We start from the raw sequence: 15618 nt of genomic DNA on the forward strand, positions 1-15618 counted from the left end.
TTAAATCTCAGCGTCCGCGCCCGATGGCGACGGCGAGTATGATGAGCATCCCGCGGGCTATCAGCTGCTGGCTGTATTCCAGGCCGCCGAGGATGAGTCCGTTGTTAATGATGCCGATGAGGAGCGCGCCCACGATTGAGCCGACGACCGTCCCCCGTCCTCCGAAGAGGCTGGTGCCGCCCAGCACGACGGCCGCGATCACCGAGAGCTCATCGCCTTCGCCGAGCTGGAAGCGGCCGGACTGCAGTCGGCCAGCGTAGAGCATCCCCGCGATGGCCGCAGCCACGCCCGTGATCATCAGCACCTGGAACTTCACGCGCCTCACATTGACGCCGCTGTAAAGTGCGGCGACGGGATTGCCGCCCGCGGCCATGACCTTGCGGCCGAAGGGGGTCTTGCGGATCGCGAGATGCGCGACGGTGCCGAGAACGATGACCCAGATCACGAGGACCGGGATGGGTCCGATGTTCCCGGAGCCAAAAGCGTAGGTGAAGGTGTCGTCGATCACGGGGACGGGGGAGGTGCCGCTCACCCACATGCCGACACCTCTGGCGATGCCCATCATTCCGAGCGTGACCAGGAACGAGGGTATGTTTAGGTAGGCCGTCAGCGCTCCGTTGAAGGCTCCAACGACAAGTCCGAGGCAGAGTCCCGCGACGATGCCGAACACAAGGCCATATTGCATCAGGACCATGCCCGCGACCACCGAGGTGAGGCCCGCGATCGCGCCGACCGAAAGATCGATTTCGCCCGCCGAGAGCACGAAGGACATGGCCATAGCCATGATGGCGATGATCGCCGTCTGGCGCAGGACATTCAGCAGGTTGTTCGGAGACAGGAACCCGCGATCATGGAGCAGGATGGCGAAGACAATGAAAATCGCCACGAAGCCAATATAGACGACGTAGTCGCGCCAGTTGCCGTACCAAGGCTTCGATGAAGTGGCCATGAGCGGCTCCGCTTTCACGATGGTTGTTTCAATGGACATTTTGGCTAGCCTTCTGGATGGCGACCTGAAGGCCGAGTTCCACGCGGATCATGCTCGACTGCGATTCGTCGCCCTCCGTGGTTGCCCAGGCGTCGATCTCCGATCGGCTGATCTCCCGCGCGAGGCGACCGTTGCTGAGCACCAGTATCCGGTCGCTGGTCGCCAACAGCTCGGCGGGCTCCGACGAGATCACGATCACGGATTTTCCGCCGCTCGCGATGCTCCTGATCAACTCGACGATCTCCGCTTTGGAGCCGATGTCGACGCCCGCAGTCGGCTCGTCGAGGATGACGACGGATGGGTCGGTCGCAAGCCACTTGGCGATGACGATCTTCTGTTGGTTTCCGCCCGAAAGGTTACGGACCTTGTTATCGGCGTCCGGGGTCTTGATGCGCAAGCGCGAGATCAATTCCGAGGAGAGATCATGCTCCCTCCGCCGATCGAGGAACGGGCCGCTGGCGAGTTGGGCCAATTGCGGAAGGCTGAGGTTGTGTCCGACGGTATGTTCGATGACAAGACCCTGGTCATGACGGCTTTCCGGCACGAGCACGATACCGGCTTCGATGGCTTCGGCGGGCGACCGAAACTCGAGAACCTTGCCGTCGAGTTCGACCGTGCCGTCGGCCTTGGCATCGACTCCGAACAGCACCCGCGCCAGTTCGGTCCGTCCGGCCCCCATGAGCCCGGCGATACCGAGAACCTCGCCTCTGTAGAGATCGAATGAGACGTCATTCGGCTTCCCGTGCTTGCCCGAGAGGGAACGCACCTTCAGCGCGGGCTGGGTGCCGCGGTCGATCTCGTGGGGTTTGTACTCGAATCCCGTCACCCGCTTTCCGACCATGTTCTGGACGATGGTATCGAGCGTGAAATCCGCGATGTTGCCCGACGTGACGTTCTGTCCGTCGCGCAGGATGGTGATCTCGTCCGCGATCGTCATGATCTCGGTCATGCGGTGGGAGACGTAGACGATCGCAGTGCCGTCCGCGGTCAATTTGCGCAGCATCTTGAAAAGGATGTCGACCTCCTGCGCGCTCAATGCCGACGTCGGCTCGTCGAGGATGAGGACGCGCGCCTTCTGGGAGATGGCTTTCGCGATCTCGGTAAGCTGCGCCTGCCCGGGGCTCAACTCCAAGACGCGCGTCCTCGGATCGACGTTCAGGTTCAGTTCGCCGATGATCTTGGCCGCGTCCTCGACTTCCCGCCGCTCATCGACTAACAGGGACATGCGGCGGGGTTCGCGGTTCAGGAAGATGTTCTGCGCGATCGTCAGCGTGGGGATGAGGCTCAGGTCCTGGAAGATCATCCCGATTCCAAGCCTGCGGGAGTTCTCCGGAGAGACTGCCGTCAGATGCTCGCCGAAGACCTCTATCGAACCTTCCGTGGGAATTACCACCCCCTGCAAGATTTTGAGCAGCGTGGATTTGCCCGCGCCATTTTCACCAATCAGGGCGTGGATCGTGCCAGGGCGGATCGTCAGGCTCACGCCCTTGAGTGCGTGGACGCCGCCGTAGGATTTCTTGATGTCGGTCATTTTCACCGCGGCGACATCTCGCGGGTCCGTGATCGGCGTTTGCATGGGCTGTGTCATGGGCTCGCCTCCAAAGTGGACGGCCGAACGGCCGTCCACTCCTTTTGGATCAGTTCATCGCCTTCACAAGGATGTCGGGAGCCTGGTCGCCGTTCGACTGGGGCCAAGCGTCGATGAGATTGTCGCGCGTCACCGCGAGCGCGGGGAGGACGACATAGGGAGGCGCTTCCTTCCCAAGCAGGGCGTAGCCCGCCAGGATGCCTTCTGCATAGCCCGCGCCGAACGGCCGCTGCGAACCCGTCCCCTTGACGTAGCCGTTCTTGGCCATGTCGAGGGAGATGTTGACGCCGAGGTCGCAGGTGGTGATCACGAGATCTGTGGATGCTCCGGCGGCGCGCGCCGCGGCGAGCACGCCCTCGGTTGGGACGTCCCACACAGCCCATAGGCCGTTGAGGGTGGGATGGCCCGTCAGCATCGCGGAGGCGATGCGCTCGGATTCGCCAGCGAAGTCGGGGCCGCCGACGCCGCTTTCGTCCACCACCTTGATGTCGGGGAACGCGGCGATTGCTTCCTTGAAGCCCACCACGCGCTCTTTGGTCGCGAACAGGTCGGAAGCGTGCGGGATAAGAGCGATCTCACCCTTGCCGTTGAGGGCTTTGGCCATGAGGAGCGCCGCGACCTTGCCCATGCCCCGGTTGTCGGAGGACACGAGACTCACATAGTCGGTACCCGGTTTCATTCCGGCGGCCGCCTGGTCGAGGAACACTATCTTGATCCCCGCGGCGGCGGCTTTCTTGTAGGCCGCGGCCGTCGCAGACTGCTCCGCGGGGACAGAGATGATGATGTCGGGTTTTAGCGCCATCACGCTCTCGATGTCGGCCACCTGCTGTTCGGCCTTGTAGCCGGCGTCGGTGGTCGCGATGATCTTGATGCCGAGTTCGTCGAGAGCCTTCTTCTGACCCGCCATCTGGGCTTTGGCCCAATCCGACGCCGTATAGTGCATGACGATCGCGGCCGTCGCGTTCTTGGCCTTGATCTGCTCGATCTCTTCGGGCGTCAGCTTGAGGTCGCTCGCCAGGACCGCCTTCTCGCCGTTCGGGCCATCCGCGGGACTATTCTCGATTTCCTTGATCTGCTGGGTGACGTCGATTGCGTAGGCGTTCGGCGCGAAAGGCGCGCTCAGCGCCACAGCGGCGACCATCATGAGACTGCGAATCGACGTTGAAATTTCAATGCTCATATCAATCCTCCCGAAATCGAAATGCGTGATGTTGCATTCGATAATGAATACGTTAATGTATTGCTTGTCGATGTCAACAGAATTTGTGGGAGGGCGTTTTGGCGGGTGAGTGAACGGCGGTCGTCGTTCAACGGAGGGGAACTCAACAATGCTCGCTGTTTCTCCGGCTACGGAGGCGGGATAGCGACGAACGAGGGTGTGAAGCCATGGAGCGAGATTTCAGCGAAGTGAAAATGTTGGGCTTCGACGTGTTCGGCACAGTGGTCGACTGGAGGTCCGGTGTCGCGCGGGCGGTCGCGCCTTTTCTCGAGGCCCGCCACATCGTAATTCCTCCGGCGGAATTCGCCGACCGATGGCGAGCACTTTACGAGCCAGCAATGGAATCGGTGAGGTCGGGAAAGCGGCCTTGGGTGCCTTTGAACGAGTTGAACCTTGAGAACCTTGTGGCCGCCCTCGCGGAGGTCGGGCTCGACGTCGCGGCTCTCCCCATGGAGGAACTTGAAGAAATCAACAAGGCTTGGGAGCGGCTCGATCCCTGGCCGGATTCAATCGAGGGTCTGACGAGACTGAAGTCGAAATACAAGCTGGCCCCAATCTCCAACGGCGACATCGGCGGCATGACAAACCTGGCCAGGTTCGCCGGGCTGCCGTGGGACATGATGCTCGGGGCTGAGGTGACGCGGACCTACAAGCCCCAGCTCGCGACTTACATCGGCTCGGCACGCAAGGCGGGTCTCGAGCCGGGGCAGGTGGCGATGGTGGCGGCCCACAACTACGACCTCGCCGCCGCCCGGCGCGCGGGGCTCAAGACAGTCTTCATCACGCGGGCCACGGAACACGGACCGGGTCAGAAAACCGACTTGCAGGCGGATAGCGACTGGGATGTTGTCGGCAATGACCTCGTCGCGGTCGCCCAGGCGCTCGGCTGCTGAGCGAACAACGCAAGAACGAAAGGATCATTGATGAACGATACAGCCAACGAGATCATCGCCGCCGGACGGGTCGCCGTCATAACGGGTGCGGCCAAGGGACTCGGGGCGGCGATGGCCCGTCGTGTCGCCGCGGAGGGGATGCGTCTGGCGCTCTTCGACAACGACGAAGACGCCTTGAAGGCCTTTGCGTCAACCTTGAGTGCCGATCACGTGGTCGTCGTAGGCGACGTTTCGAACGCCTCGGACCTGCAGCGGCTAAGGGATGAGACGCGGGACCGTTTTGAAGACGTCGCGCTTCTGGTCAATAACGCGGGGATCACGAAGGGTGCAGGGCCGTGGGACGATCCGGCGCTCTGGAGGCGGCAGCTCGAAGTCAACTTTTTTGCCGTGGTGACCGCGCAGCATCTGTTCGTGCCGGGCATGATCGAGCAGTCGCTTCCCTCGGCAGTCGTGAACCTTGGGTCGAAGGAAGGAATCACGACACCTCCTGGCAACGCGGCCTACTCGGTCAGCAAGGCGGGTATCAAAGTACTCACCGAGCAGCTGTCCCACGAGCTTCGCAAGGTGACGCTCGGCCGGGTCTCGGCGCACCTTCTGGTGCCTGGCTATACTTGGACTCCCATGAACTTCCCCGGTTCGGATTTCGCGCCCGGCAGCAAGCCCGACGAACCATGGACCGCCGAGCAAGTGATCGAGCTTTTCATCGAGCGCTTCCGAAACGGCGACTTCTACATCATCTGCCCGGACAACGCCGTGACCCCGGCCTTGGACGCCAAACGCATCCGTTGGGCGGCGGAAGACATGGTGCGCAACAGGCCCGCGCTCTCGCGCTGGCACCCCGACTACAAGGACGACTTCGCCCGCTGGCTGGCGGAGTGATTGAGGATCGGAAGACGGAGGAGTCCGACAAGGCGACGGTCACGAGCGTGCCCCAAGGGTCGGGCGCTTCAATCGGCCCACGGCGCAAGTGGTATTGGTGTGGGTTCTAGTCAAACGGGACGTCGCGTCACGGTGACGAAATTGAGATGAATTTTTCTCACCTATTTCGACAAATAATGCGTTTGAAATGTCGCACGGAAGGTAAGATGTTTCATCGTGCCGAGGGTCGCGATGGAGTTGCCCCGAGGCGATTATAGAGTAAAGAGCACTACATCCAAGTATTGTTGTCGCGGGCTGGCTTCCGCGGACGAGGAGGTATTGCCGTTTGACATCATGGGAGGAGAAGTAGATGAGCGTGTCTGCCAACAAAGTTTCGCACCCTCAAAGTAGTTCTGTTCTGGCTGGGCTGGAGCCTGCCATCTTCTTCGGTTTCTTCGAAGAGCTGAGCGCCATCCCGAGAGGTTCCTACAACGAGAAGCAGGTCAGCGATCACATCGCAGCCTTCGCTCGCGCCAGGGGCTTCGAAGTCTACCAGGACGATATCTGGAACCTGCTCATCAAAAAACCCGGCACGCCTGGTTATGAAAACGCGCCGACCCTGATCCTCCACGGCCACACAGACATCGTCTGCGAGAGCGACGAGGGCGTCGAGCATGACTTCGTCAACGAGGGGATCAAGCTGCGCATCGACGGCGACTTCATCCACGGAACCGGAACGACCCTCGGCGCGGACAACACTGTGGGCGTGGCGCTCGCAATGTCGCTGCTCGCCTCCGATGACATCCCGCATCCGCCGCTCGAGGTCGTCCTGACGGTGCAGGAAGAAGTTGGGAAAGGCGGTGCCCAGCATTTTGACGGTTCCAAGCTGACTGGCAAGCGCCTGCTCGACATGAACTGGCACGATCCCAAGTCGCTGTTCGCCGGATGCGCGGGAGACATTTCCGCCAAATTCCAGATTCCGCTCAAGTGGACCGACCGCGCGGCCGGACAGAAGGCGGCGCTGCTCCGCATTTCCGGACTCAGCAGCGGTCACTCTGAGTTCGACATCCACCTCGAGCGCGGCAACGCGGTCGTGCTGCTCGGCCGTCTGCTCCGCTTGGCGTCGAAGGAAACCGACATCGGCGTGATCGGTGTGAATGGCGGCGTAAACCGCTACGTCATTCCCGGCGAAGCCGAAGCTGTGATTTCTTTCGATCCGTCGCGGTTCGACGCGTTGAAGGCCGCCATCGAGAACGAAGGCAAGGCAATCGCCGCGGAGTACTCCGTGAGCGACCCGGGTCTGAAAGTCACCCTGACCGAAACCGACAGCCACGCCCGCTCGGTGTTCGCGCCCCCGGTCGCGAAGGCAATGGTCTCCGCTTTGAACCTTCTGCCGAACGGCGTGCAGAGCCGGAGTCTTGCCGTCGACAATCTGGTCGAGAGCTCGAACACCGTCGCGCTGATCTCTAACGATCAGGAACGCATCGAAATCGTGTCCACAGTGCCGAGCGCCGTCAGCTCACGTCGCTACAACATCGTCGACAAAATCCGCGAGCTCGCCGAAGTGGTCGGCAACGACGCGACCGTCGAGACTTTCGCCGATTGCCCGGAATGGCCCTACAATCCAAACTCGCGGATGCTGAATGCCGGCCGCGCCGCCTACGAAAAGGAATTCGGCGAGCAGCCACATGTGGAGGTCTCGCATTCGAGCCTCGAGCTCGGCCTTTTCCGCAAGAAGGTACCGGACATCGACATGCTTTCGATCGGACCGGAGGCCTTCGACGTCCACACTACGCGCGAGCGTTTGAACCACACCACCGTCGACTCCACTTGGCGTCTGCTCAAGGCGCTTCTTTCGGAACTCAGGACCTGAGGCTCTCCCGATGACCATACCTGCATACTTCGGCAACTTCCCGTTCCCGCCAGGGGAAAAGAAGCCGCACCACCTGACGGCGGACAAGTTCAAGATGTTCATCTATACCGGCAACAAGCCGTACTCGAGCGACTTGAACTACCTGCTGGCAAGCACGGACAAGATGACGACGGGCATCTATCAGCTCGCTCCAGGCAGCAACTTCGATCCCGCCGACATCCACGCCGGAGACGAGGTTTACTACGTCCTCGAGGGCGAGGTGCATCTTCTCAATCCGGAGACGGGCCATACCGAGCGAATGGGGCCTGGGGACTCGATCCTGATCCCCATGGGCGTCCCGCACCGCGGATACAATTTCACCGACAAGGCGGCCGTGATCCTGTTCTGCATCGCGCCGCGCATCTGGGACGAGAAGGGGCCGCCGACTGGATATTTCGGCGTGACGCGTCTCTTCAAATCCGAAAGGAGGGTCTCGGAATGAGCCTGGAGAAACTCGGCAAGTACCCCGTTGTCGGCGCTGAGGCGCGTTCGAAGGGCGACCTGGTGAAGGTTGCGAAGGAAAACCGTTTGAACCTGATCTTCGGCCAGGACCATCCGGTCCTCATGGAGCTCTGCATCTCCAACGACTACATGCATGTCGGCGAGATCGTCATCCCCGTGGGCGGTGTCGGTCCAAGGGCGAGCGAGCCCAACAGTCACGATGGCGACGCTGTCTTCTACGTGTTGAAAGGCCCGGCAACTTTTTATGTCGCGGACGGCGACGAGACGTTCCACATCCGGGACGGGGAGGTGTTCTTCCTGCCCGCGGGCGTCAGCTACCAGTGCCTGAACTACGGCTCCAGTCCCATCCGCATGGTTTTCACCATAGCGCCTGGCCTCTGAGCCTTCGATCAAACTTCGAAGAATTCCTCCTCGGGGCGATCCTGGGGACGGGAGGAGTGTGTCTTGTCACAACAAGGGAGGACCTCGTGACGACTTTCAAACGACGTACATTGCTCTGCGCAGCGGTCGCGTTCGCCGCTTCTGTCGGCTTCCAGCCCGCGCTCGCCGCTGAGCCGGACTACAACGCCGTGTTTCCCGGCATTCTGATGAACAAGGACATAGAGCAGACCGGGCAAGAGATGAAGCCAGTAAAGAAGGACAACCGTCCTCTCAAGCTCGGCTTCCTGCCAACGGCGATGGACACCTACTATCAGCGCGTCCTGGCTGGTGTGAAGGAAGAGATCGACAAGCGCGGCGGTGCGGAAGCCATCGAACTTCTCGTCCAGGCCCCAAGCAGCCAGTCGGCTACCGACGACCAGATCAGGGCCATGGAAGCCTGGATCAACGACGGCGTCGACGCGATCGCGGTCGCTCTCTACAACGAAGGCGCTCTGTTGCCGTCGATCCGTCGCGCCACGGAAGCCGGCATTCCGGTGTTTCTGTTCAACTCTCCGGTCGCGGACAACCCGTACTACGTCAGCGACATCGGCTACGACCAGTCGGACGGCGGCCGCGCGCAGGCCCAGTGGCTCGTGGACACTTATGGCGACAAGGACGTCAAGATCGGCATCCTCGAAGGCCTGCCGGGTCCGCACACCAGCCAGCGTATGAAGGGCTTCAACGAGATCATCTCGAAGCATCCGAACTTCAAGATCGTTGCTCAGCAGCCCGCCGGCTGGGTCCGCGCACAAGGTCTCTCGGTGACCGAGAACATGTTCACCGCGAACCCGGACATCGAAGTCCTTGTCGCGCTCTATGACGAGATGGCTCTCGGTGGACTGCAGGCCCTTAAGGCCAAGGGTCTGAACGGGAAGGTCGCCATCGTCGGCTATGAGAACATGAAGGAGGCGAACGCCGCCATCCTGACGGGCGACTTCTCCGCGACGGTCGACACCGGAGCCAAGGAAGAGGGGCGCAACGTCGTGCGCGCCGTCGACGAGTTCCTGATGAAGGGAAATCCCCTTCCGAAGAAGATCTTCGTCGCCCCCAAGGTCTACGACGCCAAGAACATCAAGACGTTCGACCAGACCGACTACGACTACGTCCCCCAGCAGAAGATGTGAGGACGTTGCGGCCCTCTCCGGAGGGCCGCGCACCCGGAGGAGATTTAAATGGCCAACAGTCCGCTTCTCGAAATGAAGGGCATAGGCAAGCGCTTCGGCAACATGGTCGCTCTGCAGGGAATCGACCTGGCGCTCAACGGCGGCGAAGTCTTGGGCTTGGTCGGTGAAAACGGCGCCGGCAAATCCACGCTGATGAAAATTCTCGCGGGCGCTTATTCACGCGACGGCGGCACGATCGCCGTCCGAGGAAAGGAAATTGAGCTCGACAGCCCGAAGGCCGGAGCCGACGCCGGCATTGCGATCATCTACCAGGAACTCAGCCTGTTCCCCGACTTCGACTCGGCCGAGAACATTTTCGCGGGACGCGAGTTGCGGCGCAGCGGCTTCTCGCTCGCCCCGCTGAGCCACGGGCAGATGCGCAGGGAAGCGCGCCGGCTTCTTTCCAAAGAGCTTGGCGTGGAGGTCGCCATCGACCGTCCGGTCCGGGAACTGAGCCTTTCCGACCGCCAGATGATCGAGATCGCCAAGGCGCTGAACAGCAACGCCGACATCATCATCATGGACGAGCCGACCGAGGCGCTCGAGGAGGTCGAACGCAGACAGCTTTTCGCCATCATCAAGCGTCTGCAGGCTGCCGGAAAGGCCATCATCTACGTTTCGCACCGGATCAAGGAACTGCTCGGCATCTGCAGCCGCGTAATGGTGCTTCGCGACGGCCGCACGGTGGCCGACCTTCCGGTCGCCGACCTCGACGTCGACAAAGTCGTCGCCGCGATGATCGGCGGTGCCCTTTCCAAACAGTTTCCTCCCCGCGTCCCTCCGAGGTCCGATCCCTCGGTGGAAGTGCGCGGCCTGTCGAGAGCGGGAGCTTTCGACGACATCTCCTTTTCGCTTGCGAAGGGAGAGATTTTTGGGATCGCTGGCCTGGAGGGCTCGGGCAAGAGCGCGCTTCTCCGAGCCCTGTTCGGCCAGCGGGCTTATGAACGCGGTACCGTGAAGGTCGACGGCAAGGATGTCCAGCTGACGGACATCACCGACGCCATCAGAGAGCGCTTCGCATTTCTGCCCGCCGAACGGAAGGTCGAGGGCATCTTCCCCGAGCATTCAGTCGGATGGAATCTATCGATCGCCAACTTGGGCGTCCTCGGGAAGATCACCCTGCGGCCCTCCAAGGAGAAGGAAGTCGCGGCGAGCTACATCTCGAAACTCGGCGTGAAGTGCGACGGGCCGCAGGCGGAGATCAGCTCTCTCAGCGGTGGCAACCAACAGAAGGTCATGCTGGCTCGTTGGCTGCTCACCCAACCCAAGGTGCTCCTGCTCGAGGAGCCGACGCGAGGCGTCGACGTCCGCGCCAAATCCGAGGTCTACGCCTTGGTTCAGGCCGCCGCCCAGGACGGGTGCACCGTCATCGTGGTGTCGGCCGACAATGCCGAGTTGCTCGGCCTTTGCCACCGCGTCGCGGTGATGTTCGAAGGCAAAATCACAACGGTGGTCGATGCCGCCACATCCAAGGAAGAGACGTTGGCGCTCCATTCGGTGAGGCCTCCGGAAACCCTTCATCCAGTGGGAGGAATCAATGGCTGAAGTTGCAGTCACGCGTCCACGGCACGCCTTCAAGTTTGGCCTCGCCAGCGGCAACGCGGGTGTCTATATAGCATTCGTCGTGTTGCTCATCGCGCTTGGCTTGGCGGCCCCGCGGTTCTTCACGGTCGGGAACCTGACGGACGTGTTGAGGCAGGCGGTGCCGATCGCCGTCATCGCGTTCGGCGCGACGTTCGTCATCGGGATGCGCGGCATCGACCTGTCGGTCGGCTCCACGCTTGCGCTTACCGGACTCGTTACCGCGAACCTCCTGGTTCTCGGATATTCGGTGCCCGTAGCCTGCCTCGCGGGTCTCGCTCTGGGCGCGTTCATAGGAGTCATCAACGGACTTCTTATCACGAAAATCGGTATCACGGACTTCATAGCCACGATGGCCATAATGGTGGTCAGCCGCGGCGTCGTGATGGTTTACACGCAAGGCATACCGATCACTGGCGCATCCGATCCGGCGTTCCGAATGATCGGCCAGAGTTATTTGGCCGGGGTCCCGGTTCCGGTGGTCCTAACCGTCATCGTGTTCGCAGCCGCCTTCTATCTTCTTTACTACACCCGTTTCGGCCGCTTCGTGCTGTCCATCGGTAGCAATCCCGACGCCGCCCGTCTCGTCGGTATCCCGACCGACAAGGTCAAGATCGCGGTCTATGTGTTGGCCGGAGTGTTGTCCGCCTTCGCCGGGATCATGCTGACCTCGCGACTTGAGTCCGCGATGCCGGAAGCCGGGCAAGGCTATGAGCTGGACGTCATCGCCGCGGTGGTGATCGGTGGAACCGGACTGTCGGGCGGCAGGGCCACGCTGTTCGGAACCGTTGTAGGCGCGGTGCTTATGGCGGTGGTTCGCAACGGGCTCAATCTGCTCAATGTGAACACGTTCTGGCACCAGGTCGTCATCGGCACCATCATTCTTGTCGCCGTCACCGCCGACCGCTTCAACCGCAGCCGCAAGACGTGAGGGGGCGACCGTGAAGCACTCAGCACTGCGTCAAGCCGTCCTGGACGCGAACTTCAAACTCTACGAGAGCGGCCTCGTCATCTCGACCTTCGGCAACGTGAGCGCCATCGATCGCGCCAATGGAGTGGTCGCCATCAAACCCAGCGGCGTCTCATACAAGGCCATGGAAACGGGCGACATCGTCATCACCGATCTCGACGGCCGCGTTGTAGACGGTGACTTGCGCCCTTCTAGCGACCTCGACACGCACATCGAGCTCTACAAGAGCTTCCCGACGATCGGCGCGGTAGTCCATACGCACTCGTACTTCGCGACAGCTTGGGCGCAGTCCGGTCAGCCGATCCCGGTGATGGGCACGACTCACGCCGACTACTTCAACGGAACCATCCCGGTGACGCGTCAGCTGACTGACTGCGAAATCCGAGACGACTACGTGCGAAACACTGGCAGGGTGATCGCCGAGGCGCTCGGGAACCGCGACCCGCTGTCGATTCCTGCCGCTCTCGTCAACGACCATGGCCCCTTCTGCTGGGGCAAGGACGCGGCCGACGCGGTCCACAACGCCGAGATGCTCGAGGCGGTGGCCAAGATCGCGCTCCATTCGCGCCAGATCAGCTTGGAGAGCCCCGAAATTTCGACGGCTCTGCTCGATCGGCACTTTCAACGAAAGCACGGTAGCTCGGCGACCTACGGACAGACCGAGCGATCAAAACAGGTATGACGATGTCGATAGTAGCTGGCGTTGATTTCGGAACTTTGAGCGTTCGGGTGACCTTGGCGGACACTCTGACCGGGCCGCTTGGCACGGCGATAGCCGAATACCCTCTTCGACGGACGCGGTCCGACCCCGATCTGGCGACACAGGCGCACGCCGACCACATGGACGGCCTCGTGCTCGCCATGGAGCGGGCGATCAAGGAGTGCGGCGTCGATCCAAAGGCCGTACGGGCCATAGCAGTGGATACGACAGGTTCTTCCGTGATCCCGGTCGACAGGAACCTCAATCCTTTGAGCGACTATTACCTCTGGTGTGACCACCGGGCGAAGTCCGAGGCGGAGGAGATCACCGCCATGGCGCACGAGACCCATCTCGAGGCGATCGAGTGGTGTGGCGGCACCTATTCCCACGAGTGGGGTTTCGCCAAGCTCCTTCATTGGCTCCGGCACAATCCAAACCTCCGGGGCCGCTTCGGCACCGCGCTCGAGCATTGCGACATGGCGGCGGCAGTGCTCACCGGGGTGACCGACAGCTCCGCGGTCGTCCGCAGCGTCTGCGCGATGGGGCACAAGTGGATGTGGAACCCGAAGTGGGGCGGTTTGCCCTCGCAAGCTTTCCTCTCGCGTGTCGATCCGCTCTTCGATGGCGTCAGGGAGAAAATCGGAGGCACGTACCAGACCTCCGCCAAGGTTGCTGGGGGTCTCAGCTCAGAGTGGGCCGCGAAGCTCGGTTTGCAGGAGGGCATCCCGGTCCCGGTGGGAGCCTTCGACGCGCACTGGGACGCAATCGGAGCGGGTTGTCGACTGGGCGATGTGGTGAACGTTATCGGCACGTCCACATGCATCATCGCGGTGAGCGAGCGCGTCAAGTTAATTCCGGGCGTCTGCGGCGTTGTGCCGGGGAGTGCCCATCCCGGTCTCGTGGGAGTCGAGGCGGGTCTCTCGGCGACCGGCGACATTTTCGACGCGATCGCCCGCCGGGCCTCCACCACGGTCTCGAAATTGTCCGAAGGCCTGGAGACGATCGAGGGCGGCAAGACAGGGCTGATGCGCTTCTCGTGGGACAACGGGGATCGAACCGTGCTGGTGCGTTCCGATCTTGGCGGCATGACCATTGGTTGGCACCTCGGCCACACCGCACAGGACGAACTTTATGCGGCGATCGAGGGAACGGCGTTTCACACGCGAATCATATTGGAGCGTATGGAACAGCATGGCGTCCCTGTGAACAGAGTGATTAATGGCGGCGGCGTTCCCCAGAAGAACCCCGTGCTCAATCAGATTTATGCGAACGTCCTGGGGAAGCCAATCTTAGTTCCTGACGGCCTTCCCACCGGCCTTGGGTCGGGCATCTTCGCTAGCCTCGCGTCGAAGGACCACGCCACCATAGAGGCCGCGCAGGCGGCGATGTGCGTGGGTTTCAAGAAATTCGACCCCGATCCGTCGACGCGTTCCCGGTATGAGATGCTCTACCAGCTCTACAAACAGGTCTACATGGGCTTCGGCACGTCGAGTCTGGGCGATTTCTCACAGGTTCTCGGAGACATCAAGCGCATCGCGGCCGGAGAGGCCGTACGGTCCGACGTCGGCCACCGCGTGCCTCGGAAAGTCGCTTCGCTATGAACCGGCCGCGTTTCGACAAGGCCCGCTTTAAGGGATCGCAGGCGCCATGACGTCGATTCCGTCCATCCGGGCCATCCTGTCCTTCGTTGCGGCGGGGAGGAGGGGTTCTTTCCTGGAGGCCGCGGCCCAGCTGCAGCTTACGCCGTCGGCCGTCAGCCATCAGATCAGGCTGATGGAAGAGGACCTCGGAGAAAAGCTCTTTCACCGCATCGGGCGGAACGTCACCCTCACCGAGATCGGCGAACGGTATCACCGTGACTTGTCCGAAGCGCTGTCGTTGATCGAGCGCGCCACCGACGAAGTTTCCAGGCGAAACAGCGTCGACGTCCTGAGCGTCGGCTGCGCTCCGAGCCTGGCGTCGCTATGGCTGATGCCCCGACTTCCGCAATTCGAGTCGCTCCATCCCTCGCTCGAAATCCGGCTGATTTCCTCATCGGAGCCAACCAAACTGAGCGACGGTTCCGTGGACGTCGACATTTGCTACGGCAGCGTGCCCCGTCTCGGCTCCATCGCGACCGAGGAGTTTCCCCTCGAGACGATCGTGGTCGCGTGCGCTCCCGAGGTCGCGAACGGGGAGAGGCCGATACGGCGGCCTTCGGACCTCGTCGGCCATACGCTCATCAAGTCGGAGCAAACCCTCTATAGCTGGCGTCAATGGGCGAAGGATCACGGTCTCGAGATCGATCTGAACCGGGGATCGCGTTTCCGCGACGCGTTCATGTCGATCGCCACAGCGGTCGAGGGTCGCGGCGTCTGCTTGGAAAGCTATCGGTTGCTGCAGCGCGACGTCGAGAGGGGGAACCTCGTCCTTCCGTTCGGAATGACCGGACCCAATCTGCGTTGCCACACGCTCACTTATGTCAGGTCGCGGCTGAGGTCGCAAAAGGTGAGCGCCTTCAAGCAGTGGCTCGAGAGGGCTTGGCTCGAGGACGCCGCGGCTCTCGAGATGGGTTCACGAGCAGTTGGTGATCGTCACCAAGAGCGTCCCTTCGGGCTTTGACATCCGAATCTCCGCCTGTCGCCGCCCTCGCGTTCTAGCTGGCAGTTTTCGGCCGCGCCGCGCTGTTTCTTATGATGAACTTGTGCGGCAGGATTTCGTTGCGCAGGGGGGTTCTACCCTCGAGCTGGTCCACAATCATCTGCATTCTGGTTTGAATTCGCTCGATTAACGTTCCGGGGCGAAGCCATATTCAGATCAAAGCCTATTCAGATCGTCGAGAAAATCCACGCGGAGCGAGTGCTCCTGCGCAAGGGCCTTGGCGG

The 15618-nt window shown here is 61.7% G+C and carries 14 protein-coding genes; 11 read left to right on the top strand and 3 right to left on the bottom strand.

Annotated features, from left to right (window positions below):
- Window positions 1–7 precede the first annotated feature (7 nt).
- The 3 genes from AU381_RS17580 to AU381_RS17590 are packed head-to-tail and all read right to left on the bottom strand — an operon-like array spanning window position 8 to window position 3756.
- Window positions 8–988 (bottom strand): ABC transporter permease, encoded by a 981-nt coding sequence (locus tag AU381_RS17580; RefSeq protein ID WP_064243018.1) that lies wholly within the window; start codon window positions 986–988, stop codon window positions 8–10.
- Window positions 978–2576, bottom strand: a complete 1599-nt coding sequence (locus tag AU381_RS17585; RefSeq protein ID WP_082910117.1) for a sugar ABC transporter ATP-binding protein — start codon at window positions 2574–2576, stop codon at window positions 978–980. The genes AU381_RS17580 and AU381_RS17585 overlap by 11 nt, the downstream gene beginning before the upstream one ends.
- A 49-nt stretch (window positions 2577–2625) precedes the next feature.
- Window positions 2626–3756: a substrate-binding domain-containing protein gene (locus tag AU381_RS17590; protein WP_064243020.1), complete on the bottom strand. Its 1131-nt coding sequence runs from the start codon at window positions 3754–3756 to the stop codon at window positions 2626–2628.
- A gap of 233 nt (window positions 3757–3989) precedes the next feature.
- Here AU381_RS17590 and AU381_RS17595 point away from each other — a divergent pair, with 233 nt between their 5' ends.
- The 11 genes from AU381_RS17595 to AU381_RS17645 all read left to right on the top strand — a co-directional run bounded on the left by AU381_RS17595 (window position 3990) and on the right by AU381_RS17645 (window position 15355).
- The gene (locus AU381_RS17595) at window positions 3990–4688 is read left to right on the top strand and encodes a haloacid dehalogenase type II (protein WP_244520087.1); all 699 of its coding nucleotides are present in this window, start codon (window positions 3990–3992) and stop codon (window positions 4686–4688) included.
- A gap of 30 nt (window positions 4689–4718) precedes the next feature.
- Window positions 4719–5567: an SDR family NAD(P)-dependent oxidoreductase gene (locus AU381_RS17600; protein ID WP_064243022.1), complete on the top strand. Its 849-nt coding sequence runs from the start codon at window positions 4719–4721 to the stop codon at window positions 5565–5567.
- Window positions 5568–5916: 349 nt separating this feature from the next.
- Window positions 5917–7419, top strand: coding sequence for an aminoacyl-histidine dipeptidase (locus AU381_RS17605; RefSeq protein WP_064243023.1), 1503 nt, complete (start codon window positions 5917–5919; stop codon window positions 7417–7419).
- A gap of 10 nt (window positions 7420–7429) precedes the next feature.
- Window positions 7430–7900, top strand: a complete 471-nt coding sequence (locus AU381_RS17610) for a cupin domain-containing protein (RefSeq protein ID WP_064243024.1) — start codon at window positions 7430–7432, stop codon at window positions 7898–7900.
- Complete coding sequence (locus AU381_RS17615) at window positions 7897–8301, top strand: cupin domain-containing protein (RefSeq protein ID WP_064243025.1); 405 nt, start codon at window positions 7897–7899, stop codon at window positions 8299–8301. The genes AU381_RS17610 and AU381_RS17615 overlap by 4 nt, the downstream gene beginning before the upstream one ends.
- Before the next feature lie 86 nt (window positions 8302–8387).
- Complete coding sequence (locus AU381_RS17620; protein WP_064243026.1) at window positions 8388–9464, top strand: sugar ABC transporter substrate-binding protein; 1077 nt, start codon at window positions 8388–8390, stop codon at window positions 9462–9464.
- 48 nt (window positions 9465–9512) lie between these two features.
- The gene (locus tag AU381_RS17625; RefSeq protein ID WP_064243027.1) at window positions 9513–11048 is read left to right on the top strand and encodes a sugar ABC transporter ATP-binding protein; all 1536 of its coding nucleotides are present in this window, start codon (window positions 9513–9515) and stop codon (window positions 11046–11048) included.
- The gene (locus tag AU381_RS17630; RefSeq protein ID WP_082910121.1) at window positions 11041–12015 is read left to right on the top strand and encodes an ABC transporter permease; all 975 of its coding nucleotides are present in this window, start codon (window positions 11041–11043) and stop codon (window positions 12013–12015) included. Before AU381_RS17625 ends, AU381_RS17630 begins: the two co-directional genes overlap by 8 nt.
- A gap of 10 nt (window positions 12016–12025) precedes the next feature.
- On the top strand, window positions 12026–12736 hold the full coding sequence (gene araD / locus AU381_RS17635) for an L-ribulose-5-phosphate 4-epimerase AraD (RefSeq protein WP_064243028.1): 711 nt from the start codon (window positions 12026–12028) through the stop codon (window positions 12734–12736).
- 2 nt (window positions 12737–12738) lie between these two features.
- Window positions 12739–14355: a ribulokinase gene (locus AU381_RS17640; protein ID WP_064243139.1), complete on the top strand. Its 1617-nt coding sequence runs from the start codon at window positions 12739–12741 to the stop codon at window positions 14353–14355.
- Window positions 14356–14401: 46 nt separating this feature from the next.
- Entirely contained in the window at window positions 14402–15355 is a 954-nt protein-coding gene (locus AU381_RS17645; protein WP_064243029.1) for a LysR substrate-binding domain-containing protein, read from the top strand.
- Window positions 15356–15618: the final 263 nt, after the last annotated feature.

It is taken from the genome of Sinorhizobium glycinis (assembly GCF_001651865.1).
GTDB classification, from domain to species: domain Bacteria; phylum Pseudomonadota; class Alphaproteobacteria; order Rhizobiales; family Rhizobiaceae; genus Sinorhizobium; species Sinorhizobium glycinis.

Bases quoted from the DNA above. Each gene is read 5' to 3' on its own strand.
- AU381_RS17580 (WP_064243018.1), bottom strand. From the start codon at position 988: ATGTCCATTGAAACAACCATCGTGAAAGCGGAGCCGCTCATGGCCACT.
- AU381_RS17585 (WP_082910117.1), bottom strand. From the start codon at position 2,576: ATGACACAGCCCATGCAAACGCCGATCACGGACCCGCGAGATGTCGCC.
- AU381_RS17590 (WP_064243020.1), bottom strand. From the start codon at position 3,756: ATGAGCATTGAAATTTCAACGTCGATTCGCAGTCTCATGATGGTCGCC.
- AU381_RS17595 (WP_244520087.1), top strand. From the start codon at position 3,990: ATGTTGGGCTTCGACGTGTTCGGCACAGTGGTCGACTGGAGGTCCGGT.
- AU381_RS17600 (WP_064243022.1), top strand. From the start codon at position 4,719: ATGAACGATACAGCCAACGAGATCATCGCCGCCGGACGGGTCGCCGTC.
- AU381_RS17605 (WP_064243023.1), top strand. From the start codon at position 5,917: ATGAGCGTGTCTGCCAACAAAGTTTCGCACCCTCAAAGTAGTTCTGTT.
- AU381_RS17610 (WP_064243024.1), top strand. From the start codon at position 7,430: ATGACCATACCTGCATACTTCGGCAACTTCCCGTTCCCGCCAGGGGAA.
- AU381_RS17615 (WP_064243025.1), top strand. From the start codon at position 7,897: ATGAGCCTGGAGAAACTCGGCAAGTACCCCGTTGTCGGCGCTGAGGCG.
- AU381_RS17625 (WP_064243027.1), top strand. From the start codon at position 9,513: ATGGCCAACAGTCCGCTTCTCGAAATGAAGGGCATAGGCAAGCGCTTC.
- AU381_RS17630 (WP_082910121.1), top strand. From the start codon at position 11,041: ATGGCTGAAGTTGCAGTCACGCGTCCACGGCACGCCTTCAAGTTTGGC.
- AU381_RS17640 (WP_064243139.1), top strand. From the start codon at position 12,739: ATGTCGATAGTAGCTGGCGTTGATTTCGGAACTTTGAGCGTTCGGGTG.
- AU381_RS17645 (WP_064243029.1), top strand. From the start codon at position 14,402: ATGACGTCGATTCCGTCCATCCGGGCCATCCTGTCCTTCGTTGCGGCG.